Raw genomic sequence first — 23,565 nt, 5'->3', positions numbered from 1 at the left:
CTACAGGCTGACGCAAACTGTGGCAATTGTTGCTCTGTTGCCAGTCTGTGCGACCGCCGATTCAGGGCAGCAGTTTTTTCAGATCCTCCAACCCCACCGGCCGGCTGTGCAGATAACCCTGATACAAATGGCATTCCAGTCCCTGCAAAAACGCCAGCTGTGCTGGCGTCTCCACGCCTTCGGCAATCACTTCCAATTCCAAGCTGCGCGCCATCGCGACAATTGCGCGAATGATCTCGGCAACATTGGAATCGGTGGTCGCATCGCGGATAAACGACTGGTCGATCTTCAGGGTGTCTACCGGAAGGCGCTTCAAATAAGTCAGCGACGAATAACCGGTGCCGAAGTCGTCCATGGCGAAGCTCACGCCGAGCTTTTTCAGACGACGCATTTTGCTGATGGTGTCTTCCAGATTCTGGATGACGATGCCTTCGGTGATTTCCAGTTTCAGCAGCGAGCAGGGCAGGCCGTGGCTGGTCATGCTGTGTTCGATGCGTTCGACGAAATCGTTCTGGCGGAACTGCCGGGGGCTGATGTTCACGCACAGGCTGAAGTTGAGCGGGTCGACCAGTTTCAACGCGATCAGTTGTTTGAAGGCGTTGCAGGCTTCATCGAGGATCCACGTGCCGACTTCGAGAATCAGGCCACTGTCTTCCAGTACCTTGATGAACTCGGTGGGAGATTGCGCGCCGAGTTCGGGATGGTTCCAGCGCACCAGGGCTTCGGCGCCAATGATGCGGTTGTCGCGGGCATCGACCTGTGGCTGAAAGTGCACGTTGAACTCGCCGCGCGACAGCGCCAGGCGCAGGTCGGTCTCCATGCGCAGGCGCTCGCTGGCCGCTTTCTGCATGGTGTTGTGATACATCTGCGTGGTGTTGCGCCCGGAATCCTTGGCCCGGTACAGGGCGATGTCGGCGCGTTTGAGCAGGTCGGTCGGGGTCGAACCGTGATCGGGAATCAGCGCCACGCCAATGCTCGGCGTCACTTGCAGGCGCTGGCCATCGAGGAACATCGGCTCCGAAAGCAATTCGCGAATGGTGTCGGCCAGCGCGCGCACTTGTTCGCTGACTTCACTGCGCGAACCTTCGAGGCCGCTGAGCAACACCACAAACTCATCGCCACCGAGGCGCGCCACGGTGTCTTCCATGCGCACACTGGCTTCGAGCCGCGCGGTGATGATTTTCAGCACGGTGTCGCCGACCGGGTGGCCGAGGGAATCGTTGATGTGCTTGAAGTGATCGAGGTCGAGAAACAGCAAGGCGCCGCGCAGATTGTGGCGCTTGAGCAGGGCGATCTGCTGACTCAGGCGATCCATCAGCAAGGCGCGGTTGGGCAGGTTGGTCAGCGGGTCGTGATAGGCCAGGTGACGAATCTGCGCTTCGGCGTTCTTCAACAGGCTGACGTCGCGCGCGGTCAGCAGCAGGCACGCGGTTTCATTGAGCGTGATCGGCTCGACCGAGACCTCAACGGTGAGCAACTCGCCGCGCTTGTTGCGCCCGAGCATTTCCTGATGATGCACGCGGCCCTTGATCTGCAACTCGGCGAGTAAGGTCGAGCGTTGTTTCTCTTCCGCCCAGATCCCCACCTGATAAACGGTTTTGCCCACCACTTCGTCGGCGCGATAGCCGGTGAGGCGGCAGAAGCCATCGTTGACCTCAAGATAACGCCCGGTGTCGCGCTCGGTGATGGTGATGGCGTCGGGGCTGGAGTGAAACGCCTTGGCGAATTTTTCTTCGCTGGCCTTCAGCGCTGCTTCCGAGCGTTGTTGCTGGGTGATGTCGCGCAGGGTGGTGACTATGCACGGCTGGTCGCCGACGCTGATCTGCCGGCTGGAAATCACGCACGTCAGCGACTGGCCGTCCTTGTGCTGGACGAGAATGGCCACGTTGCTCAGGCCTTGTTCGCGAATCACCCGTTCGATGCGTTGCAGACTTTTCGCCGAGGCGTCCCACAGGCCGATTTCCTCGGCGGTGTGGCCAATCACATCGGCGGCGCTCCAGCCAAAGGTCTGGCTGAAGCTGGAATTGATCTCGATGAACTCCCCGGTTTCCTGGCGCGTGACGCAGATCGGATCGGGGCTGACCTGAAACAGCGTGGCGAATTTCTCTTCCGAGGCGACCAGACGCTGTTCGCGCTCGACCTGATCGGTAATGTCCAGCAGCGTGCCGGCCATTCGCAGCGGTGCGCCGTTGTCGTCGCGATAGAGACGCGCGCGGCTTTCCAGATAGCGCGAGCTGCCGTCGGGCAATTGCACCCGATAGGTCAGTTGATAATTGCCGGCGGGGCCTTCGCGCAGGCTGCGGTACGCGTCGCGCATGCTGTCGCGTTCCTCGCCCGGCACGCCTTCGAAAAACTCCTCGAATGATTCGTGGAATGGAATCGGCTCCAGCCCGTGCAATTGCGCAGCGCGCGCCGAGCCGTAAAGCATGCCGCTGGGGATGTGCCAGTCCCAGGTGCCGAGTTGCGCCGAATCCAGCGCCAGGTCGAGGCGTTCCTGGCTGTCCTTCAAGGCCAGTTCGGCGGCTTTGCGTTCAGTGGTGTCGAGGAACGTGCTGAGCAGATAGGGCTGACCTTCGAGCGCGACCTTCTGCGCGCTGAGGATGCCGTCGTGCACCTGGCCATTGCTGGCGCGAAACTGCACTTCCATGCTGATCAGCTCGCCCTTGGCTTTGGTTTTTTTCACCAGTTCGGCGCGTTGCTCGGGGTGCACCCACAAGCCCAGTTCCAGGGTGGTGCGGCCGATTGCGCTTTGCACCGGCCAGCCGAACAGGCTTTCGAAATACTGGTTGGCCTCGCTGATCAGGCCGTCCTCCTGTCGGGTCAGCAGAACCATGTTCGGGCATAGGTGGAAAAGTGTCGCGAAACGTTTCTCCGAGCTGCTCAAGGCCTGCTCGCGCTGGCGCTGGTGGGTGATTTCGCGAATCACCCCGATCATTCGGGGCCGGCCGTTCTTGTCTGGCAGCAGGCTACCGCTGATCTCCAGCCAGTGCAGGCTGCCGTCGGGCCAGCGGATGCGGTGATGCATCGCCTGCTCCAGAGGGGCGCCGGCGATCACCGCGTGGAAAGCACGCACGGTTTTCGCGCGGTCTTCCGGCGGCAACAGGTCGAGGTATTCCAAATCGGCGGGCAACGGCTGCCGTGGATCGAAACCGAACAACGCCTGGGTGCCCCGCGACCAGCTGATCTGCCCGCGCTCGATGTCCCAATACCAGGCACCGAGCCGCGCGCCGTTGAGCGCGGCGAGCAATTGCGGCGCGCTTTCCCAGCTCTGCTCGGAATGGCGCGGATCGACGGCCTGGATTCGCGGCATCGGCGGAGTTCGGTCAACAGATTTCGGCATTGTCAGCGGGCCTTGAGCTGAGTGGCGTTAGGCACAGGAGCGGCGCTATAGGAGTAGCACAAGTCAGGCCGGGATCCCTGGCCGATCGATTTGTGCATCCAGCAGGGCCATGAAGGCTCTTGCTGCATTCGATAGCGTCCGTTCGGTGTGCAAGATATAGCCTAGCTGGCGAGTGAGCTGTATGCCCGGCAATGCGATGCTTGCCACTTGTTCGTCGAGCATGGTGCGCGGTAGCACGCTCCAGGCCAGGCCGATGGAGACCATCATCTTGATGGTTTCCAGATAGTTGGTGCTCATGGCGATGTTCGGCGTCAGGCCCTGAGCTTCGAACAAACGCTGGACGATGTGGTGGGTAAAGGTGTTGCCGCCGGGGAAAACCGCCGGATGGCCGGCGATGTCCGCCAGACTGACGGCACCGTTGTTGATCAGCGAATGCTCCGGGGCGACGACGAAATCCAGCGGGTCGTCCCACACCGGCGTGGCTTTGACCAAGGTATGCGGCTCTGGCGCGAGGGTGATGACTGCCAGTTCTGCGCGGCCGTGGAGAATTTCCTCGTAGGCCACTTCCGAATCAAGAAACTGAATATCCAGCGCAACCTGTGGGTAGCGGCGGGTGAACTCCCTTAATAGAGGCGGCAAGCGGTGCAGGCCGATGTGGTGACTGGTGGCCAGCGTCAGGCGGCCGCTGACTTCACCGGTCAGGTTGGTCAGGGCGCGGCGGGTGTCGTCGAGCACGTTGAGAATCTGATAAGCCCGTGGCAGCAGGGCGCGACCGGCCTCGGTCAGGCCGACTTCGCGGCCCAAGCGGTCGAACAGGCGCACCTTCAATTGCTGCTCAAGACCGGCGATGCGCTTGCTGATCGCCGGTTGGGTCAGATGAAGCCGTTCGCCGGCGCCGGAGAAGCTGCCGGTCTCGGCGATGGCAATAAAAGCGTTGAGGTTAGCCAAGTCCATGTCGCATTCCAGTTGGTTATCCAAAGCATAAAAAATATGAATTTGAGTTATTTAATCTAACCCCATAGGATCGGCCTCACAAGCCAAAGGGTTATTGATAAGCCCAGGGCATAGAAACAAGCTGATGAGGAACCGTCTGATGGCCGGCAAAACGCTCTACGACAAGCTCTGGGATTCGCATTTGGTCAAGCAGCGCGACGATGGCTCGGCGCTGATCTACATCGATCGTCACATCATCCACGAAGTGACTTCGCCGCAAGCTTTCGAAGGCCTGCGTCTGGCTGGGCGCAAGCCTTGGCGCATCGATGCCAACATTGCGACCCCGGATCACAACGTACCGACCACCCCTGAGCGTAAGGGCGGCATCGAAGCCATTGCCGATCAGGTTTCGCGTTTGCAGGTGCAGACCCTCGACGACAACTGCGATGAATACGGCATCGTCGAATTCAAGATGAACGACGTGCGTCAGGGCATCGTTCACGTCATCAGTCCGGAGCAGGGCGCGACCTTGCCGGGCATGACCGTGGTCTGCGGTGACTCGCACACCTCGACCCACGGCGCATTCGGTGCGTTGGCCCACGGCATCGGCACATCCGAGGTCGAGCACGTGCTCGCCACGCAGTGCCTGGTGGCCAAGAAAATGAAAAACATGCTGGTGCGCGTCGAAGGCCAATTGCCGTTCGGCGTGACCGCCAAGGACATCGTCCTTGCGGTGATCGGCAAGATCGGCACCGCCGGCGGTAACGGCCACGCCATCGAATTTGCCGGCAGCGCGATCCGCGATCTGTCCGTTGAGGGCCGCATGACCATCTGCAACATGTCCATCGAAGCCGGCGCCCGCGTCGGCCTGGTGGCGGCGGATCAGAAGACCATCGACTACGTCAAAGGTCGTCCATTCGCGCCGAAAGGCGAGCAGTGGGACATGGCCGTCGAAGCCTGGAAAGACCTGGTCTCCGACGCCGATGCCAAGTTCGATACCGTGGTCGAGCTCGACGCCGCGCAGATCAAGCCGCAAGTCAGCTGGGGCACTTCGCCTGAGATGGTTTTGGCTGTTGATCAGAACGTGCCGGACCCGGCCAAGGAAATGGATCTGGTCAAGCGCGACTCGATTGTCCGCGCCTTGAAATACATGGGTTTGACCGCCAATCAGGCGATCACCGACATTCAGCTCGATCGCGTGTTCATCGGTTCCTGCACCAACTCGCGCATCGAAGACTTGCGCGCCGCTGCGGTGATCGCCAAGGGCCGCAAGGTCGCCTCGACCATCAAGCAGGCGATCGTCGTGCCGGGCTCGGGTCTGGTCAAGGCGCAGGCCGAAGCCGAAGGGCTCGACAAGATTTTCCTCGAGGCCGGTTTCGAATGGCGTGAGCCGGGCTGCTCGATGTGCCTGGCGATGAACCCGGACCGTTTGGAGTCCGGCGAGCATTGCGCGTCGACGTCCAACCGTAATTTCGAAGGCCGTCAGGGCGCCGGTGGCCGTACCCACCTGGTCAGCCCGGCCATGGCGGCGGCGGCAGCAGTGAACGGCCGTTTCATTGACGTTCGTGAATTGATCCAAGGAGCACAGTAAAGATGAAGGCATTTACTCAGCACACTGGTCTTGTTGCGCCTCTGGATCGTGCCAACGTCGACACTGATCAGATCATTCCCAAGCAGTTCTTGAAGTCGATCAAGCGCACCGGTTTCGGTCCGAACCTGTTCGATGAGTGGCGTTATCTGGATGTCGGCCAGCCTTATCAGGACAACTCCAAGCGCCCGTTGAACAAGGATTTCGTCCTCAACGCCGAGCGTTATCAGGGTGCCAGCGTATTGCTCGCCCGCGAGAACTTCGGCTGCGGCTCGAGCCGTGAACACGCGCCGTGGGCGCTGGAAGAGTACGGTTTCCGCAGCATCATCGCGCCGAGTTACGCCGACATTTTCTTCAACAACAGTTTCAAGAACGGCCTGCTGCCGATCATCCTCAGCGATGCAGAAGTTGATGAACTGTTTAAGCAGGTTGAAGCCGAGCCGGGTTATCAATTGCAGATCGACTTGCAAGCGCAGACCGTGACCCGCCCGGATGGCAAGGTCTACAGCTTCGAGGTCGACGCGTTCCGCAAGCACTGCTTGCTCAATGGTCTGGACGATATCGGCCTGACCTTGCAGGACGGCGATGCGATTGCGACGTTCGAGGCCAAGCATCGGGTTAGTCAGCCGTGGTTGTTTCGCGACGCTTGATTCGGGATTGATGTAGTCAGGGCGGGCCTCTTCGCGAGCAGGCTCGCTCCCACAGGGAATGTATTTCAAATAACACTGCTTACAGGATGTGATCCATGACCAGCACCGCCCAGCACACCCAGGTCGTCCAGAAGCAATTCGGCGAACAGGCCGCCGCTTACCTCAGCAGCGCGGTTCACGCCCAAGGCAGTGAATTCGCACTGCTGCAGGCTGAGCTGGCCGGGCAGGGCAGTGCGCGGGTGCTGGATCTGGGTTGTGGTGCCGGTCATGTCAGCTTTCATGTGGCGCCGCTGGTCAGGGAGGTGGTGGCTTACGACCTGTCGCAGCAAATGCTTGATGTGGTTGCCTGCGCTGCCGTCGATCGCGGCTTGAGCAACATCATTACCGTCAACGGTGCTGCCGAGCGCTTGCCGTTCGCCGATGGCGAGTTCGATTTTGTGTTCAGCCGCTATTCGGCGCATCACTGGAGCGACCTTGGCCTGGCCTTGCGCGAAGTGCGCCGGGTGCTGAAGCCGGGCGGGGTGGCGGCGTTCGTTGATGTGTTGTCACCGGGCAGTGCATTGTTCGACACTTACTTGCAAAGCGTTGAAGTGCTGCGCGACACCAGCCATGTCCGCGATTACTCCGCCGCCGAGTGGCTGCGCCAGGTCAGCGAAGCCGGTCTGCATGTGCGCAGTACCACCCGGCAGCGCCTGCGTCTGGAGTACAGCAGTTGGGTCGAGCGCATGCGCACACCTGACGTGATGCGCGCGGCGATCCGCCAGTTGCAGCAGTCGATGGGCAACGAAGTGCGTGAGTATTTTGAGATAGATGCAGACGGCTCGTTCAGTACCGATGTGATCGTACTGATGGCTGAGCGATAAGAATTTTTCCCGGCGCGCCGTTCAGTGGCGCACCGCTTGAAGACACGAGGAAAGCATGAGCAAGCAGATTCTGATTCTCCCGGGTGACGGTATTGGTCCGGAAATCATGGCCGAAGCGGTCAAGGTGCTGGAATTGGCCAATGACAAGTACAGCCTGGGCTTCGAGCTGAGCCACGACGTGATCGGTGGCGCGGCCATCGACAAGCATGGCGTGCCGCTGGCCGACGAGACCCTTGATCGCGCCCGCGCTGCCGACGCCGTGCTGCTGGGCGCTGTCGGTGGCCCGAAATGGGACACCATCGAGCGTGATATCCGCCCTGAACGCGGTCTGCTGAAAATCCGTGCGCAACTGGGCCTGTTCGGCAACCTGCGCCCGGCGATCCTCTATCCGCAACTGGCCGACGCGTCGAGCCTGAAGCCGGAAATCGTTGCCGGTCTGGACATCCTCATCGTCCGTGAGCTGACCGGCGGCATTTACTTCGGCGCGCCGCGTGGTACCCGTACGCTGGACAATGGCGAGCGTCAGTCCTACGACACCCTGCCGTACAGCGAAAGCGAAATCCGCCGCATCGCCCGTGTCGGTTTCGACATGGCCATGGTGCGTGGCAAGAAGCTCTGCTCGGTGGACAAGGCCAACGTCCTGGCGTCCAGTCAGTTGTGGCGTGAAGTGGTCGAGCAGGTGGCCAAGGATTACCCGGAAGTCGAGCTGAGCCACATGTACGTCGATAACGCCGCCATGCAGTTGGTGCGCGCACCCAAGCAGTTCGACGTGATCGTCACCGACAACATGTTCGGCGACATCCTCTCCGACGAAGCGTCGATGCTCACCGGTTCGATCGGCATGCTGCCGTCGGCCTCGCTGGATTCCAACAACAAGGGCATGTACGAGCCGTGCCACGGTTCGGCGCCGGACATTGCCGGTAAAGGCATCGCCAACCCGCTGGCGACGATCCTGTCGGTGTCGATGATGCTGCGTTACAGCTTCAATCTGCACGACGCTGCCGATGCCATCGAAAAAGCCGTCAGCGTCGTGCTCGATCAGGGCTTGCGCACCGGCGACATCCACTCGGCCGGTTGTACCAAAGTCGGTACGCAGGAAATGGGCGACGCAGTAGTCGCCGCGCTGCGGAATCTGTAATCTCTCGGGCCCGCTGCGAAATTCAATACAAAGCAGCGGCCCACTTTTCAAGAAGGTGTAGTTGCGATGAAACGTGTAGGTCTGATCGGTTGGCGCGGGATGGTCGGTTCCGTGCTCATGCAGCGGATGCTGGAAGAGCAGGATTTCGATCTTATCGAGCCGGTGTTTTTCACCACGTCCAATGTCGGTGGCCAAGGCCCGTCCGTGGGCAAGGACATTGCTCCGCTCAAGGACGCTTACAGCATTGACGAGCTGAAGACCCTCGACGTGATCCTGACCTGCCAGGGCGGCGACTACACCAGCGAAGTATTCCCCAAGCTGCGCGAAGCCGGCTGGCAGGGCTACTGGATCGACGCGGCGTCGAGCCTGCGCATGAACGATGACGCAGTGATCATTCTTGACCCGGTCAACCGCAAGGTCATTGACCAGCAACTGGACGCGGGCACCAAGAATTACATCGGCGGCAACTGCACCGTCAGCCTGATGCTGATGGGTCTGGGCGGGCTGTTCGAGGCCGGTCTGGTCGAGTGGATGAGCGCCATGACCTATCAGGCGGCTTCCGGTGCCGGCGCGCAGAACATGCGTGAACTGATCAAGCAGATGGGCGCGACCCACGCCGCTGTCGCCGATCAACTGGCCGACCCGGCCAGCGCGATCCTCGACATCGACCGTCGCGTGGCCGAGGCCATGCGCAGCGAAGCCTACCCGACCGAAAACTTCGGCGTACCGCTGGCCGGCAGCCTGATCCCGTGGATCGACAAGGAACTGCCAAACGGTCAGAGCCGCGAGGAGTGGAAGGCCCAGGCCGAGACCAACAAGATCCTCGGTCGCTTCAAGAGCCCGATCCCGGTCGACGGCATCTGCGTGCGCATCGGCGCCATGCGCTGCCACAGCCAGGCGCTGACCATCAAGCTGAACAAAGACGTACCGATCGCCGATATCGAAGGGCTGATCAGCCAGCACAACCCGTGGGTCAAGCTGGTACCGAACAACCGCGAGATCAGCATGCAGGAGCTGAGTCCGACCAAGGTCACCGGCACCCTGAATGTACCGGTCGGTCGTCTGCGCAAGCTGAACATGGGTTCGCAATTCGTCGGCGCCTTCACCGTCGGCGACCAACTGCTGTGGGGAGCGGCCGAACCGCTGCGCCGCATGCTGCGGATCCTGCTGGAGCGTTGATCGCTTGAAGCAATGAAAGAGCCCGTGCCTTGTGAGAGGTGCGGGTTTTTTTATGCGCAATGATCGTTCCCATGCTCCGCTTGGGAATGCATCCCGGGACGCTCTGCGTCCCTTCCAAAGCAGAACGCGGAGCGTCCGTTGAGGCATTCCCACGCACAGCGTCGGAACGATCGGTACGGGCAGAAATTGCCTGTGCGCCACCCACCCGGTAAAGTGCCGCTCCCCCCGTTTTGCCAGAGGTAGCTCCATGACCCAGACTTTCGATATCGCCGTTATCGGCGCCACCGGTACTGTCGGCGAAACCCTCGTACAGATTCTCGAAGAACGCGACTTCCCGGTCGGCAACCTGCACCTGCTGGCCAGCAGTGAATCGGCCGGCAGTTCGGTGCTGTTCCGCAACAAGAACGTACGCGTGCGCGAGGTCGACGAGTTCGATTTCAGCAAGGTCAGACTGGTGTTCTTTGCCGCCGGCGCTGCGGTGTCGCTGAGCTACGCCGCTCGCGCCCATGCTGCCGGTTGCTCGTTGATCGACCTGTCCGGCGCCTTGCCTGCCGATCAGGCGCCGCAGGTGGTGCCCGAGGCCAATGCCGATATTCTCGCCAGTCTGAAAAGCCCGTTCCAGGTCAGCAGCCCAAGCCCGTCGGCCACTACGCTTGCCGTGGTGCTGGCGCCGTTGCTCGATCTGCTCGATCTGCAATACGTCAACGTCACCGCCAATCTGGCCGTTTCGGCGCAAGGCCGCGAAGCGGTCACCGAGCTCGCGCGGCAGACCGCCGAGCTGCTCAACATGCGTCCGCTGGAACCGACGTTCTTCGGCCGGCAGATGGCGTTCAACCTGCTGGCACAAGTCGGTACGCCTGATGCGCAGGGCCACACGCTGCTGGAAAAACGATTGGTGCGCGAGTTGCGCCAGGTCCTGGCAAAACCTTTATTGAAGATTTCTGCCACTTGCGTTCAAGCCCCGGTGTTTTTTGGCGATAGCTTTAGCGTGACCTTGCAGTCAGGCAGCGCTGTTGACCTGGAAAAGGTCAACGCCGCGCTCGAGGCTGCACCGGGCATCGAGCTGGTCGAGGCCGGCGATTATCCGACCGCGGTCGGCGATGCGGTGGGGCAGGACGTGGTCTATGTCGGCCGCGTGCGCAGTGGCGTCGACGACCCGGCGGAACTAAATCTTTGGCTGACGTCAGATAACGTACGCAAAGGCGCGGCACTCAATGCCGTGCAACTGGCTGAGTTGTTGATAAAAGACCTGCTGTAAAAGATACTTGGCAACAATTTGTCGACTGATTCTAGGTGAGCGCTATGCTTGCCCGAAGCGCGTCGATGACGAGTCACCCTCCGGGACTTTCCGGGGCAGCACAGAAATGATCGCGCGCGGCGACCCCCGTCGTCGCGCGCAATGCCTTACGGCAGCGGTATTCAAAAGCTTCTCGCTGGCCGAGGAACGTTCAAACAAAGGATGAGGCTATGGTTCAAGTTCGCAAACTGGTGTTAGCAATAGCGGCCGCCTCGGCGCTGTCCTCCGGTATGGCGCATGCCCTCGGGCTCGGGGAGCTGACCCTGAAGTCGACCCTGAACCAGCCGTTGGTGGCTGAAATCGAGCTGCTCGACGTCAAGGATCTCACCGCCGCCGAGGTGGTGCCGAGCCTGGCTTCCCCTGAAGACTTCGCCAAGGCTGGCGTCGATCGGCAGGCCTTTCTCAATGACCTGACGTTCACCCCGGTACTCAACGCCAGCGGCAAAAGCGTGTTGCGCGTGACCTCGAGCCAACCGCTGTCGGAACCGATGGTGAAGTTCCTCGTGCAGGTGATGTGGCCCAATGGCCGCCTGCTGCGTGATTACAGCGTGCTGCTCGATCCGTCGAAGTTCTCGCCGCAGACCGCTGACGCCGCCGCGCAACCGGCGCCGTCTCAGACCATCACCGCGCCAACCACTGGCGCGACCCATCGCAATCAATACACCACCACGCCGCGCGACACCCTGTGGGAAATCGCCGCGAAGGCACGCAACGGTGGCTCGGTGCAGCAGACCATGCTGGCGATTCAGGCGCTCAATCCGAATGCCTTTATCGACGGCAACATCAACCGTCTGAAAACCGGTCAGGTGCTGCGTCTGCCGGATCCGGTACAAAGCACCGCGCTGCCGCAGTCGGCGGCCATCGCTGAAGTGGCGGCGCAGAACGAAGCGTGGCGTCAGGGCCGTCGTTACGCGGCCAAGCCTGGCACCGGTCAGCAGCAGTTGGATGCAACCAATCGCGGTCGTGGCAATACCGGTACAGCGGCCAACACTCAGGACAATCTGAGCCTGGTCTCGGCGGAAAGCGCCAAGCCCGGTGCGAAAGGCCCGGCCGGCGACGCCAAGGCGCTGAGCAACAAACTGGCAATCACCCAGGAAAACCTCGACACGACCCGTCGTGACAACGAGGAACTGAAAAGCCGCATGGCTGATCTGCAGAGCCAACTGGACAAGCTGCAAAAGCTGATCGAGCTGAAGAACAATCAACTGGCGAAGATGCAGGCCGACGGCGCCGGCGCTGCGCCTGGCGCCACTGCTGCTGTGCCGCCGGTGCCGGCGATCACTGCCGAACTGGCCGCAACACCGCCAGCCACTCCGGCCGACGCCGCAGCGGCTTCACCGACTCCAGAGTCGGCCATCGCGCCGCCGGCGGAAACCCCGGTTGAGCCAGTCGTCGAGCCGGTGGTCGAAACCACGCCTGCTGCCGCCGATGACGACAAAGCCTTCAATGAACTGCTGACCAATCCGATCCTGCTCGGCCTGATCGGCGGCGGTGCGGTGGTTCTGCTGCTTCTGCTGTTGCTGCTGGCGCGCCGTCGCAAAGCCCAGCAGGAAGCCGAAAAGCACCTGCGCATGGCCCGCGCTCTGGCTGAAGAGCAAGAGTTCTCCGCTGAGCAGGATCTGCCGGAAAGCAGCTTCTCTGGCCTGGAAACCCCGGCAGCCAGCGTCAAACTCAACACGCCAGCTCCGGCACCTGCGCCAGCCCCTGCACCGGTCGTCACTCCGGTGGTGATGGCTGCGCCGATTGCCGCACCTCTGGTGGCTCCGGCCGGCGAGCGCTCTGATGATGTGCTCGACAAAGCGCAATCGCACATCAACGCCGGCCGCCTTAATCAGGCCGCCGCGCTGCTGGAAGAGGGCGTCAGCCTTGAGCCGGAACGCAGCGATCTGCGCCTGAAGCTGATGGAAGTCTACGGCCAGCAGGGCGATCGCGATGCGTTCGTCGCGCAGGAGCGTCAACTGGTGGCTAATGGCGATAACTTCGCCAAGGTCGAAGCACTGAAGAGCCGCTTCCCGGCCATGGCCGTGGTTGCTGCCGGTGGACTGGCGGCTGCCGCCGTCGCTGCCGAGCTGGACGCGCAGTACGTCAAGGAACTGTTGCAGGACGAGCCGCAATCACCTGAGGCTGCCAGTGACGATCTCGACACTGCGTTCGATTTGAGCCTGGACGATCTCGACAACATCACCCCGGTCGATCCTGCACCAGTGGCCGAGCCAGAAGCGCCGGTCGAGCTCGACGCGTTTCCGGCCGAAGACGATCTGAGCTTCGCTTCGGTGCTGCAAGAGCAGACCGAGATGAAAGACAATCTCGACGATCTGTCGGACTTCGATCTGGATATGGATCTCGGCGCCGAACCATCGCCGGCCACGTTGGCTGAAGATGACTTCCTGCTGGATCTGGACGACGGCGTGAAGGACTTGCCGCCGGTCGAGACGCCGGTTGTCGCTGACGTGCCGCAGGACGATCTGGAACTGCCAGCTGATTTCGACCTGTCGCTGGCGGACGAAATGGACAGCAACCCAGCTGCTGAGCCGGATGCCTTCGCGGCCGAGCTGGACGACGTCAATGCCGAGCTGGATCGCCTGTCGCAAAGCATGGCCGAGCCGAGCTTCACCGAAGCGGACGCGGCGATGGGTGACGATCTGGGCGAAGACGATTTCGACTTCCTCGCCGGCACCGACGAAGCGGCGACCAAACTCGATCTGGCCCAGGCCTACATCGACATGGGCGACGCCGACGGTGCCCGTGACATCCTCAACGAAGTGTTGACCGAGGGTGACGAGAAGCAGCGGGGAGAGGCCAAGGAAATGCTTTCCAACCTGGCGTAAGTTCAGCGGTAAACAACAAGCGGCAGCCCGGTGGGGCTGCCGTTTTTGTTTGCGCCGGATTCGGCGGTGTCTGATCGATTGCTTTCGCGAGCAGGCTCGCTCCCACAGGGGGATGCATTGCAAATGTGGCAGCGAGCCTGCTCGCGAAGGCGGCGGTACTGCCGATAGAGAACTCTGGCATCCCCGGCCCACCGCCTTATAATGCCCGCCTTTGCAAAATCAGCAGGCTGTCCCACCTTGGCAAACATAGATAACCCGGTCGCCGAAATGGCGCCCGACGGCTTTTACCGCGTCGCGCTGGGCGTTGAGTACAAAGGCTCGCGCTACAGCGGCTGGCAGCGTCAGTTGACCGGTGTGGCGACGGTGCAGGAAGAGCTTGAAAAAGCCCTGTCGAAAGTCGCCAATTCGCCGGTTTCCCTGCAATGCGCCGGGCGTACCGATGCCGGCGTGCATGCCTGCGGGCAAGTGGTGCACTTTGACACCCAGGTTGATCGCTCGCTGAAAGCCTGGGTCATGGGCGCCAACATCAATCTGCCTCACGACATCAGCGTCAGTTGGGCCAGGGTCATGCCGGCGCATTTTCATGCGCGCTTCAAGGCCATCGCCCGGCGTTATCGCTATGTGATCTACAACGATCAGATTCGCCCGGCGCACCTCAACGAAGAAATCACCTGGAATCACCGCCCGCTCGACGCCGAGCGCATGGCCGAGGCCGCGCAGTACCTGATCGGTACCCACGACTTCAGCGCGTTCCGGGCCGGTCAGTGCCAGGCCAAGTCGCCGATCAAAAAGATGCATCACCTGCGCGTGACCCGACACGGCAAGATGATCGTGCTCGACATTCGTGCCAACGCGTTCCTGCATCACATGGTGCGCAATATTGCCGGTGTGCTGATGACCATCGGTGCCGGTGAGCGCCCGGTGGAGTGGATGAAAGAAGTGCTGGAGAGTCGCGAGCGCCGCTCCGGCGGGGTGACGGCGCATCCGTACGGGCTGTATCTGGTGCAGGTCGAGTACCACGACGAATTCCCGTTACCCGAGCGCTTTATCGGGCCACATTTCCTTACGGGTTTCTCCGAACTTGACGGCTGACGCCCTCGGACGCTTTTGTTACCATCCGGGACGTTTTCGGATTTTGCCTTGAGGTTTTCCTGACATGTCAGCTGTTCGCAGCAAGATCTGCGGCATTACCCGCATCGAAGATGCGCTGGCCGCCGTCGAAGCCGGCGCCGATGCGATCGGTCTGGTGTTTTACGCCAAGAGCCCACGTGCAGTGAATGTGCAGCAGGCAAGGGCGATCATCAAGGCGTTGCCGCCGTTCGTCACCACCGTGGGGCTGTTCGTCAATGCCAGTCGGTGCGAGCTGGGAGAAATCCTCGATGCGGTGCCGCTTGATCTGCTGCAATTCCATGGCGACGAAAGCGCGCAGGAGTGCGAAGGCTGGCATCGTCCGTACATCAAGGCGCTGCGGGTCAAGGCTGGCGATGACATTGCCGCTGCCTGCGATGCCTTCCCCGGCGCCAGTGGCGTACTGCTCGACACGTATGTCGAAGGGGTGCCTGGCGGAACCGGCGAGGCGTTTGACTGGTCACTGATTCCGCAACACCTGAGCAAGCCGCTGATTCTGGCCGGTGGCCTGACGCCGGAGAACGTTGCTGATGCGGTAGCGCGGGTCAAGCCCTACGCGGTGGATGTCAGCGGCGGGGTAGAAGCGAGCAAAGGCATCAAGGATCACCACAAGATTCGCGCATTCATCAACGCGGTGCGCGGCAATACATTGTCGATGTGACGGCTGGCAGTCTGCCGCCGTCCATCAATGCACTTGCACAAAGCAGGCGCGGCTGAGGGTTGCTGAATCGTACGCAGGTCATGTTCCGCGCTGACCGCGACTCTTCATCAACCATCGCCACACACATGAATTTAGCTCAAGGGCATACGCGGGGCTGCGAACCAAAGCGTTCGGGCCGCCGGTACTGGAGAAAGAAAGCATGAGCAACTGGTTAGTAGACAAACTGATCCCTTCGATCATGCGCTCGGAGGTCAAGAAGAGCTCGGTGCCTGAAGGTCTGTGGCACAAATGCCCGTCCTGCGAGGCGGTGTTGTACCGTCCGGAGCTGGAAAAGACCCTGGACGTTTGCCCCAAGTGCAACCACCACATGCGCATCGGCGCACGTGCGCGCATCGACATCTTCCTCGACCCGGAAGGCCGCAACGAACTGGGTGCTGACCTGGAGCCGGTTGACCGTCTGAAATTCCGCGACGGCAAGAAGTACAAGGATCGTCTGGTTGCTGCGCAGAAGCAGACCGGCGAAAAAGACGCGCTGATCTCGGTCAGCGGTACCTTGCTGGGCATGCCGGTAGTGGTTTCGGCATTCGAATTCAACTTCATGGGCGGTTCCATGGGCGCCATCGTCGGTGAGCGCTTCGTTCGCGCTGCCAACTACGCACTGGAAAACCGCTGCCCGATGATCTGCTTCGCCGCTTCCGGTGGCGCACGCATGCAGGAAGCGCTGATCTCGCTGATGCAGATGGCCAAGACCTCGGCCGTGCTGGCGCGCCTGCGTGAAGAAGGCATTCCGTTCATCTCCGTACTGACCGACCCGGTCTACGGCGGTGTTTCCGCCAGTCTGGCGATGCTCGGTGACGTCATCGTTGGCGAACCGAAAGCCCTGATCGGCTTCGCCGGTCCGCGGGTAATCGAGCAGACCGTGCGCGAAAAACTGCCAGAAGGCTTCCAGCGCAGCGAGTTTCTGCTGGAACACGGCGCCATCGACATGATCATCCACCGTCAGGAACTGCGCCCACGTCTGGGTAACCTGCTGGCACAAATGACCGGCAAGCCGACGCCGAAGTTCGTCGCCGCGCCGATCGAGCCGATCGTGGTTCCGCCGGTGCCTGCCAACGTATGACCCAGCGCACCCTTGGTGAATGGCTCGCCTACCTCGAGCAGTTGCATCCGTCGGCCATCGACATGGGCCTGGAGCGTTCGCAACAGGTAGCGTCCCGCATGGGGCTGGGCCAGCCGGCGCCTCGGGTGATCACGGTCACCGGCACCAACGGCAAGGGTTCGACCTGCGCGTTCGTGGCTTCTTTGCTGCGTGCGCAGGGCCTTAGCGTTGGCGTCTACAATTCTCCGCACCTGCTGCGTTATAACGAGCGGGTGCAACTCAATGGCGTCGAAGCCACTGACGTCCAGCTGTGCGAAGCCTTTGCTGCGGTCGAGGCGGGCCGCGGCGAGACTTCCCTGACTTACTTCGAAATGGGCACTCTGGCAGCGCTCTGGCTGTTCCAGCAGGCCGCGCTTGATGCTGTGGTGCTTGAAGTGGGTCTGGGCGGGCGTCTGGACACGGTCAATGTGGTCGATGCCGACATCGCGCTGGTCACCAGCATTGGTGTCGATCACGCCGATTATCTGGGCGACACCCGCGAATCCGTCGCCTTCGAGAAGGCCGGTATCTTCCGCCAGGGCAAACCGGCCCTGTGTGGCGACCTGAATCCGCCGCAACCACTGCTCGACAAGGCGCGTGAACTGGCTTGCCCGTTTTTTCTGCGTGGACGCGATTTCGATCTTGGCACCACCGAGCAGCATTGGCAGTGGCGCGGTACCGATGCACAGGGCGAGGCGGTCGAACTGCGTGACTTGCCACTGCTTGATCTGCCGATGGAAAACGCCGCGCTGGCGCTGCAAGCCTATCTGCTGACAGGTTTGCCGTGGAATGCCGAACAGATCGTATCTGCATTGCAGGCGACGCGCGTGGTCGGGCGCCTCGATCGTCGTTCGTTCGAATGGAACGGCAAGCGCCTGAACCTGTTGCTGGATGTCGGTCACAATCCGCATGCCGCTGAATATCTCGCGCGACGTCTGGGTGCGCGGCCGCCGGTTGGCAAGCGTTTGGCGGTGTTCGGGTTGCTGGCGGACAAGGATCTCGATGGTGTTGTTGGCGAATTGAATGCTAGTGTCGCGCATTGGGCTGTCGCGCCGCTGGATTCGCCGCGCGCGCGTCCGGTGGCTGAGCTTGAGGCAGCGCTGCAGAACCTTGGTGCTTCGGTTACGTCTTACGCCAGCGTTGCGGCCGCTCTGGAAGGGCAGTGCGCTATAGCAACCAGCGACGACGAGATTCTGTTGTTCGGATCATTTTATTGTGTCGCCGAGGCCCTTGAATGGCTGGCCCGGCGCTCCACGGAGGAAGCGGCAAATGGCTTTGCTGGATAAAGCGTACAAGCAGCGCATGGTTGGCGCGCTGGTGCTGGTGGCGCTGGCGGTGATCTTCCTGCCGATGCTGTTTTCCCGTCAGGATGAGCAGCGTCAGGTGACCGTCGAGGCCCCGGCTGCGCCTCAGCCTTCGGCCATGCCGCAAGTGCAAATGGACCCGGTCGCCGTGCCTGAGCCCCAGGCTTTGCCACAAGAGCCGGTGCCAACGGACGAAGAGGTCGCTGAAGAAGCGGTGCCTGCTGCTCCGGCTGCTGCTCCGGCCGCCCCGGCACCGACCATCCCGGCGCAGATTGCCCGCCCGGCAACGCCGCCACCGGTGGCCAAGCCGATTCCGGCGCCGGCTCAGCCAATCACCTCCGCAACCAGCAAGCCTGACACCACGCAGAGCCGCGTCGATGCCAACGGTCTGTCGGTGAGCTGGTCGGTGCAACTGGCCAGTCTGTCGAGCCGCGCCAGCGCCGAAAGCCTGCAGAAGAACCTGCGCAGCCAGGGTTATAACGCCTACATTCGTTCGGCCGATGGCAAGAATCGGGTGTTCGTCGGTCCGCTGATCGAGCGTGCCGAGGCCGATCGTCTGCGTGATCTGCTGAGCCGTCAACAGAACCTCAAGGGCTTCGTTGTCCGTTTTCAGCCTGAACGTGGCTGAAATCTATCACCTCGATTGAAAAGCACTGACAATCGCAGCTTACCGACAGCCATGCGCTCTGCTAAAATGCGCCGCCTTATCCGTCTGTAGGCTGCACTGTGCCATTTACCTGGGTTGACTGGGCGATCGTTGCAATCATCGCCATCTCCGCATTGATCAGTCTGAGCCGCGGCTTCGTAAAGGAAGCGTTATCGCTGCTGACCTGGATCATCGCAGGAGCGGTTGCCTGGATGTTTGGTGGCTCACTGTCCGAGTACCTCGCCGGATACATCGAAACCCCATCGGCTCGCGTGATCGCGGGCTGTGCCATCATGTTTGTCGCCACACTGATCGTGGGCGCAATGATCAATTATCTTATCGGCGAGTTGGTTCGCGTCACCGGGTTGTCCGGGACCGACCGATTCCTCGGCATGGCCTTCGGCGCAGCGCGTGGCGTGTTGCTGGTGGTCGTGGCGGTCGGGCTGTTGAGCCTGGGGCCGGTACAGCAGGACGGGTGGTGGAAAGAATCACAGCTCGTGCCCAAGTTTCTATTGGTCGCCGACTGGTCCAAAAACCTGATACTCGGGTGGAGCAGTCAGTGGCTTGCCAGCGGAATCAGCGTACCCGCTGAGATTCCGTTCAAGGAGCAGCTCTTGCCGACGGCGAAAACGCCTCAGTGAGTGCTGTTCAGTTCAGATCCATTAAGTAGGGGTTGCGTCGCATGTGTGGCATCGTCGGTATCGTCGGTAAGTCGAACGTCAATCAGGCGCTGTATGACGCGCTAACCGTGCTCCAGCACCGCGGCCAGGACGCTGCCGGTATCGTGACCAGCCATGATGGCCGGTTGTTCCTGCGCAAGGATAATGGCCTGGTGCGTGACGTGTTCCAGCAGCGTCACATGCAGCGTCTGGTCGGCCACATGGGTATCGGCCACGTCCGTTACCCGACTGCCGGTAGCTCGACGTCGGCCGAAGCCCAGCCGTTCTACGTCAACTCGCCGTACGGCATCACCCTGGCGCACAACGGCAACCTGACCAACGTTGAACAGTTGGCCAAAGAGATCTACGAATCCGATCTGCGTCACGTCAACACCAGTTCCGACTCGGAAGTGCTGCTCAACGTGTTCGCCCACGAGCTGGCCCAGCGTGGCAAGCTGCAGCCGACCGAAGAAGACGTGTTCGCCGCTGTGACCGACGTGCATAACCGTTGCGTCGGTGGTTACGCCGTTGTGGCGATGGTCACCGGTTACGGCATCGTCGGTTTCCGCGATCCGCACGGTATCCGCCCGATCGTGTTCGGCCAGCGTCATACTGACGAAGGCGTCGAGTACATGATCGCCTCAGAAAGCGTTTCCCTGGACGTGCTCGGTTTCACCCTGATCCGCGACCTCGCGCCGGGCGAAGCGGTGTACATCACCGAAGATGGCAAACTGCACACCCGTCAGTGCGCAACCAACCCGTCGCTGACCCCGTGCATTTTCGAACACGTCTACCTGGCGCGTCCGGACTCGATCATCGACGGCGTGTCGGTGTACAAAGCACGTCTGCGCATGGGCGAGAAGCTTGCCGAGAAGATCCTGCGCGAGCGCCCTGAGCACGACATCGACGTGGTCATCCCGATTCCGGACACCAGCCGTACCGCAGCGCTGGAACTGGCCAATCACCTTGGCGTGAAATTCCGCGAAGGCTTCGTCAAGAACCGTTACATCGGCCGCACCTTCATCATGCCGGGCCAGGCCGCACGCAAGAAGTCGGTACGCCAGAAGCTCAACGCCATCGAGCTGGAATTCCGTGGCAAGAACGTGATGCTGGTCGATGACTCGATCGTGCGCGGCACCACTTGCAAGCAGATCATCCAGATGGCCCGCGAAGCCGGCGCGAAAAACGTCTACTTCTGCTCGGCGGCACCTGCGGTGCGCTTCCCGAACGTGTACGGTATCGACATGCCGAGCGCCCACGAACTGATCGCGCACAACCGTTCGACTCAGGACGTGGCCGACCTGATCGGTGCAGACTGGCTGATCTATCAGGACCTGCCTGACTTGATCGAAGCGGTCGGTGGCGGCAAGATCAAGATCGAGCACTTCGATTGTGCGGTGTTCGACGGCAAGTACGTGACCGGTGACGTCGACGAGGCTTACCTGAACAAGATCGAACAGGCGCGCAACGATGCCTCGAAGGTCAAGACCCAGGCAGTCAGTGCGATCATCGATCTGTACAACAACTGAGTTTCCACCGGCCCTGAGGGGCCGGTTTTGTATCTGATATTTATTGTTCGTGAACAAAGGAGAGCAGCATGAGTCAGGAATGGGATGCCGGTCGGCTGGACAGCGACCTCGAAGGCGTAGCGTTCGATACCCTGGCCGTCCGTGCCGGTCAGCACCGCACGCCGGAAGGCGAACACGGTGACCCGATGTTCTTCACCTCCAGCTACGTGTTCCGCACCGCTGCCGATGCGGCGGCGCGGTTTGCCGGCGAAGTGCCCGGCAACGTCTATTCGCGCTACACCAACCCGACCGTGCGCGCATTCGAAGAGCGCATCGCCGCGCTGGAAGGCGCCGAGCAGGCCGTCGCCACGGCCACCGGCATGGCCGCGATCATGGCGGTGGTGATGAGCCTGTGCAGTGCTGGCGATCACGTGCTGGTATCGCGTAGCGTGTTCGGCTCGACCATCAGCCTCTTCGAGAAGTATTTCAAGCGCTTCGGCGTCGAAGTCGATTACGTACCGCTGGCCGATCTGTCGGCCTGGGATGCGGCGATCAAGTCCAACACCAAACTGCTCTTTGTCGAGTCGCCGTCCAACCCGTTGGCCGAGCTGGTGGATATCGCCGCGCTGGCTGAAATCGCTCATGCCAAGGGCGCGCAGCTGGTGGTCGACAACTGCTTCTGCACCCCGGCGTTGCAGCAGCCGCTGAAGCTTGGCGCGGATATTGTCGTGCACTCGGCGACCAAGTTCATCGACGGTCAGGGCCGCTGCATGGGCGGCGTTGTCGCCGGGCGCGGTGAGCAGATGAAAGAAGTGGTGGGTTTCCTGCGGACCGCCGGGCCGACCCTCAGCCCGTTCAACGCGTGGATCTTCCTCAAAGGCCTCGAGACCCTCAACCTGCGCATGAAAGCGCATTGCGCGAACGCTCAGGCGCTGGCCGAATGGCTGGAGCAGCAGGACGGCATCGAGAAGGTCCATTACGCCGGTCTGAAGAGCCATCCGCAGCACGAGTTGGCCCAGCGCCAGCAGAAGGGTTTTGGTGCGGTGGTCAGCTTCGAGGTCAAGGGCGGCAAAGAAGGCGCCTGGCGCTTTATCGATGCCACGCGGTTGATTTCGATCACCGCCAACCTCGGCGACAGCAAAACCACGATCACCCATCCAAGCACCACCTCCCACGGCCGTCTGGCGCCCCAGGAGCGTGAAGCGGCAGGCATTCGTGACAGTCTGATCCGCGTTGCGGTCGGTCTGGAAGATGTGGCTGACCTGCAAGCTGACCTGGCGCGCGGTCTGGCGGCATTGTGATCGAGTTGTCCACACCCGCGGCCAACACCCATGGCCGCGTGGCGCTGGTCACCGGGGCTGCGCGCGGTATCGGCCTCGGAATCGCCGCTTGGCTGATCAGCGAAGGCTGGCAGGTGGTGCTGACCGATCTTGATCGGGTGCGTGGTTCGAAAGTGGCGAAGGTGCTCGGCGAGAACGCCTGGTTCATCGCCATGGACGTCGCCGACGAAAATCAGGTCGCGCTGGGCGTGGCCGAGGTATTGGGGCAGTTTGGTCGCCTTGATGCGTTGGTCTGCAACGCGGCGGTCGCCGATCCGCACAACATCACCCTGGAAAGCCTCGATCTGGCGTATTGGAATCGGGTGCTGGCGGTGAATCTGAGCGGGCCGATGTTACTGGCCAAGCACTGTGCGCCGTATCTGCGTGCGCACAACGGTTCGATCGTCAATCTGGCCTCGACCCGCGCGCGACAGTCGGAGGCGGACTCCGAGGCGTATGCGGCGAGCAAGGGCGGGCTGTTGGCGCTGACCCATGCGCTGGCAATCAGCCTTGGACCGGAAATCCGCGTGAACGCAGTCAGTCCTGGCTGGATTGATGCCCGTGATCCCTCGGTGCGTCGCGCCGAACCTTTGGCCGATGCCGATCATGCTCAGCATCCGGCGGGCAGGGTAGGGACTGTCGAGGACGTGGCGGCGATGGTGGCGTGGTTGCTGTCGAGGAATGCCGGATTTGTCACCGGCCAGGAATTTGTCGTCGATGGCGGCATGACCAAGAAAATGATCTACGAGCAGTGAAAGGCAGCTTCGAGCTTCAAGCTGCAAGCTTCAAGTTAAAGCAAGACGCTGGTGTGCCTGCTTTAGGTGATCATCCTTTTCTTGAAGCTTGAAGCTTGAAGCTTGAAGCTTGAAGCCGTTTTTGAAAAAAACTCCAATCCTGCTATTGACTTAGCTTCGCCACCTGCGTAAATTTCGCGGCCTCGGAGATGCAAACGGGTGATTAGCTCAGCTGGGAGAGCGTCTGCCTTACAAGCAGAATGTCGGCGGTTCGATCCCGTCATCACCCACCACTCCCGAGAAGCTTGCGCAAGCAAGAGAGTAGGCTGAAAGTGCCTGCACCGACGCGCAGCGGTAGTTCAGTCGGTTAGAATACCGGCCTGTCACGCCGGGGGTCGCGGGTTCGAGTCCCGTCCGCTGCGCCATATTTTACGAGTCAGATTCATCTGGTTCGCGATTACCAGGCACCGAAGCCGGTAATCAAAACGAGTTACTTGAGCGCAAGCTCAAAGCGATACGCAGCGGTAGTTCAGTCGGTTAGAATACCGGCCTGTCACGCCGGGGGTCGCGGGTTCGAGTCCCGTCCGCTGCGCCATATCTGTTTCAAGGACCACTGAACGCCTTGAAGCGCCGAAACCAGTCATAGGCTGGA

The 23,565-nt window shown here is 61.4% G+C and carries 18 protein-coding genes and 3 tRNA genes; 19 read left to right on the top strand and 2 right to left on the bottom strand.

Translation table 11 applies throughout. The features are described 5' to 3' along the window. Positions 1-61: 61 nt before the first annotated feature. Positions 62-3,340 (bottom strand): PAS domain S-box protein, encoded by a 3,279-nt coding sequence (locus JWU58_RS17880; RefSeq protein ID WP_206420693.1) that lies wholly within the window; start codon positions 3,338-3,340, stop codon positions 62-64. Positions 3,341-3,403: 63 nt separating this feature from the next. Next, positions 3,404-4,294 (bottom strand): LysR family transcriptional regulator, encoded by an 891-nt coding sequence (locus tag JWU58_RS17875; RefSeq protein WP_024012384.1) that lies wholly within the window; start codon positions 4,292-4,294, stop codon positions 3,404-3,406. 139 nt (positions 4,295-4,433) lie between these two features. Between JWU58_RS17875 and leuC the strand changes: the two genes are divergently transcribed. The 19 genes from leuC to JWU58_RS17780 all read left to right on the top strand — a co-directional run bounded on the left by leuC (position 4,434) and on the right by JWU58_RS17780 (position 23,508). Then, a complete protein-coding gene (gene leuC, locus JWU58_RS17870; RefSeq protein ID WP_041478531.1) occupies positions 4,434-5,864 on the top strand; it encodes a 3-isopropylmalate dehydratase large subunit in 1,431 nt (476 codons plus the stop codon). A 2-nt stretch (positions 5,865-5,866) separates the two neighbouring features. Further along, a complete protein-coding gene (leuD, locus tag JWU58_RS17865; protein ID WP_073474092.1) occupies positions 5,867-6,511 on the top strand; it encodes a 3-isopropylmalate dehydratase small subunit in 645 nt (214 codons plus the stop codon). A 95-nt stretch (positions 6,512-6,606) separates the two neighbouring features. Continuing rightward, a complete protein-coding gene (locus tag JWU58_RS17860; RefSeq protein ID WP_123443179.1) occupies positions 6,607-7,374 on the top strand; it encodes a class I SAM-dependent methyltransferase in 768 nt (255 codons plus the stop codon). 55 nt (positions 7,375-7,429) lie between these two features. Continuing rightward, positions 7,430-8,512, top strand: coding sequence for a 3-isopropylmalate dehydrogenase (gene leuB, locus JWU58_RS17855; protein WP_016773933.1), 1,083 nt, complete (start codon positions 7,430-7,432; stop codon positions 8,510-8,512). 66 nt (positions 8,513-8,578) lie between these two features. Further along, positions 8,579-9,691: an aspartate-semialdehyde dehydrogenase gene (gene asd, locus JWU58_RS17850; protein ID WP_071171651.1), complete on the top strand. Its 1,113-nt coding sequence runs from the start codon at positions 8,579-8,581 to the stop codon at positions 9,689-9,691. 247 nt (positions 9,692-9,938) lie between these two features. After that, positions 9,939-10,949, top strand: a complete 1,011-nt coding sequence (locus JWU58_RS17845; protein ID WP_206420692.1) for an aspartate-semialdehyde dehydrogenase — start codon at positions 9,939-9,941, stop codon at positions 10,947-10,949. Positions 10,950-11,158: 209 nt separating this feature from the next. Then, on the top strand, positions 11,159-13,816 hold the full coding sequence (locus JWU58_RS17840; protein WP_206420691.1) for a motility hub landmark protein FimV: 2,658 nt from the start codon (positions 11,159-11,161) through the stop codon (positions 13,814-13,816). A 267-nt stretch (positions 13,817-14,083) separates the two neighbouring features. Further along, positions 14,084-14,908 (top strand): tRNA pseudouridine(38-40) synthase TruA, encoded by an 825-nt coding sequence (gene truA / locus JWU58_RS17835; RefSeq protein WP_016773937.1) that lies wholly within the window; start codon positions 14,084-14,086, stop codon positions 14,906-14,908. Between the two features lie 64 nt (positions 14,909-14,972). Continuing rightward, a complete protein-coding gene (locus JWU58_RS17830) occupies positions 14,973-15,605 on the top strand; it encodes a phosphoribosylanthranilate isomerase (protein ID WP_206420690.1) in 633 nt (210 codons plus the stop codon). A gap of 199 nt (positions 15,606-15,804) precedes the next feature. After that, complete coding sequence (gene accD / locus JWU58_RS17825) at positions 15,805-16,725, top strand: acetyl-CoA carboxylase, carboxyltransferase subunit beta (protein ID WP_016773939.1); 921 nt, start codon at positions 15,805-15,807, stop codon at positions 16,723-16,725. Beyond that, a complete protein-coding gene (folC, locus tag JWU58_RS17820) occupies positions 16,722-18,029 on the top strand; it encodes a bifunctional tetrahydrofolate synthase/dihydrofolate synthase (RefSeq protein WP_206420689.1) in 1,308 nt (435 codons plus the stop codon). The genes accD and folC overlap by 4 nt, the downstream gene beginning before the upstream one ends. Then, the gene (locus tag JWU58_RS17815; protein WP_125918414.1) at positions 18,013-18,675 is read left to right on the top strand and encodes an SPOR domain-containing protein; all 663 of its coding nucleotides are present in this window, start codon (positions 18,013-18,015) and stop codon (positions 18,673-18,675) included. The genes folC and JWU58_RS17815 overlap by 17 nt, the downstream gene beginning before the upstream one ends. Before the next feature lie 98 nt (positions 18,676-18,773). Beyond that, a complete protein-coding gene (locus JWU58_RS17810) occupies positions 18,774-19,334 on the top strand; it encodes a CvpA family protein (protein WP_016773942.1) in 561 nt (186 codons plus the stop codon). Positions 19,335-19,375: 41 nt separating this feature from the next. Next, the gene (gene purF / locus JWU58_RS17805; protein WP_016773943.1) at positions 19,376-20,881 is read left to right on the top strand and encodes an amidophosphoribosyltransferase; all 1,506 of its coding nucleotides are present in this window, start codon (positions 19,376-19,378) and stop codon (positions 20,879-20,881) included. 68 nt (positions 20,882-20,949) lie between these two features. Further along, positions 20,950-22,161 (top strand): O-succinylhomoserine sulfhydrylase, encoded by a 1,212-nt coding sequence (locus JWU58_RS17800; RefSeq protein ID WP_016773944.1) that lies wholly within the window; start codon positions 20,950-20,952, stop codon positions 22,159-22,161. Beyond that, the gene (locus JWU58_RS17795) at positions 22,158-22,934 is read left to right on the top strand and encodes an SDR family oxidoreductase (RefSeq protein WP_071171659.1); all 777 of its coding nucleotides are present in this window, start codon (positions 22,158-22,160) and stop codon (positions 22,932-22,934) included. The genes JWU58_RS17800 and JWU58_RS17795 overlap by 4 nt, the downstream gene beginning before the upstream one ends. Positions 22,935-23,130: 196 nt before the next feature. Continuing rightward, a tRNA-Val gene (locus tag JWU58_RS17790) sits at positions 23,131-23,206 on the top strand. 55 nt (positions 23,207-23,261) lie between these two features. Further along, positions 23,262-23,338: transfer RNA gene (locus tag JWU58_RS17785), tRNA-Asp, on the top strand. Between the two features lie 93 nt (positions 23,339-23,431). Further along, positions 23,432-23,508: transfer RNA gene (locus JWU58_RS17780), tRNA-Asp, on the top strand. Positions 23,509-23,565 lie beyond the last annotated feature (57 nt).

Origin of the sequence: Pseudomonas atacamensis, assembly GCF_017167965.1 — a bacterium.
GTDB lineage: Bacteria > Pseudomonadota > Gammaproteobacteria > Pseudomonadales > Pseudomonadaceae > Aquipseudomonas > Aquipseudomonas atacamensis.
Note: the sequence above shows the minus strand (reverse complement) of the source record. Positions and strands in the feature narration are given on the sequence as shown.

Bases quoted from the DNA above. Each gene is read 5' to 3' on its own strand.
- JWU58_RS17880 (WP_206420693.1), bottom strand. From the start codon at position 3,340: ATGCCGAAATCTGTTGACCGAACTCCGCCGATGCCGCGAATCCAGGCC.
- JWU58_RS17875 (WP_024012384.1), bottom strand. From the start codon at position 4,294: ATGGACTTGGCTAACCTCAACGCTTTTATTGCCATCGCCGAGACCGGC.
- leuC (WP_041478531.1), top strand. From the start codon at position 4,434: ATGGCCGGCAAAACGCTCTACGACAAGCTCTGGGATTCGCATTTGGTC.
- leuD (WP_073474092.1), top strand. From the start codon at position 5,867: ATGAAGGCATTTACTCAGCACACTGGTCTTGTTGCGCCTCTGGATCGT.
- JWU58_RS17860 (WP_123443179.1), top strand. From the start codon at position 6,607: ATGACCAGCACCGCCCAGCACACCCAGGTCGTCCAGAAGCAATTCGGC.
- leuB (WP_016773933.1), top strand. From the start codon at position 7,430: ATGAGCAAGCAGATTCTGATTCTCCCGGGTGACGGTATTGGTCCGGAA.
- asd (WP_071171651.1), top strand. From the start codon at position 8,579: ATGAAACGTGTAGGTCTGATCGGTTGGCGCGGGATGGTCGGTTCCGTG.
- JWU58_RS17845 (WP_206420692.1), top strand. From the start codon at position 9,939: ATGACCCAGACTTTCGATATCGCCGTTATCGGCGCCACCGGTACTGTC.
- JWU58_RS17840 (WP_206420691.1), top strand. From the start codon at position 11,159: ATGGTTCAAGTTCGCAAACTGGTGTTAGCAATAGCGGCCGCCTCGGCG.
- truA (WP_016773937.1), top strand. From the start codon at position 14,084: ATGGCGCCCGACGGCTTTTACCGCGTCGCGCTGGGCGTTGAGTACAAA.
- JWU58_RS17830 (WP_206420690.1), top strand. From the start codon at position 14,973: ATGTCAGCTGTTCGCAGCAAGATCTGCGGCATTACCCGCATCGAAGAT.
- accD (WP_016773939.1), top strand. From the start codon at position 15,805: ATGAGCAACTGGTTAGTAGACAAACTGATCCCTTCGATCATGCGCTCG.
- folC (WP_206420689.1), top strand. From the start codon at position 16,722: ATGACCCAGCGCACCCTTGGTGAATGGCTCGCCTACCTCGAGCAGTTG.
- JWU58_RS17815 (WP_125918414.1), top strand. From the start codon at position 18,013: ATGGCTTTGCTGGATAAAGCGTACAAGCAGCGCATGGTTGGCGCGCTG.
- purF (WP_016773943.1), top strand. From the start codon at position 19,376: ATGTGTGGCATCGTCGGTATCGTCGGTAAGTCGAACGTCAATCAGGCG.
- JWU58_RS17800 (WP_016773944.1), top strand. From the start codon at position 20,950: ATGAGTCAGGAATGGGATGCCGGTCGGCTGGACAGCGACCTCGAAGGC.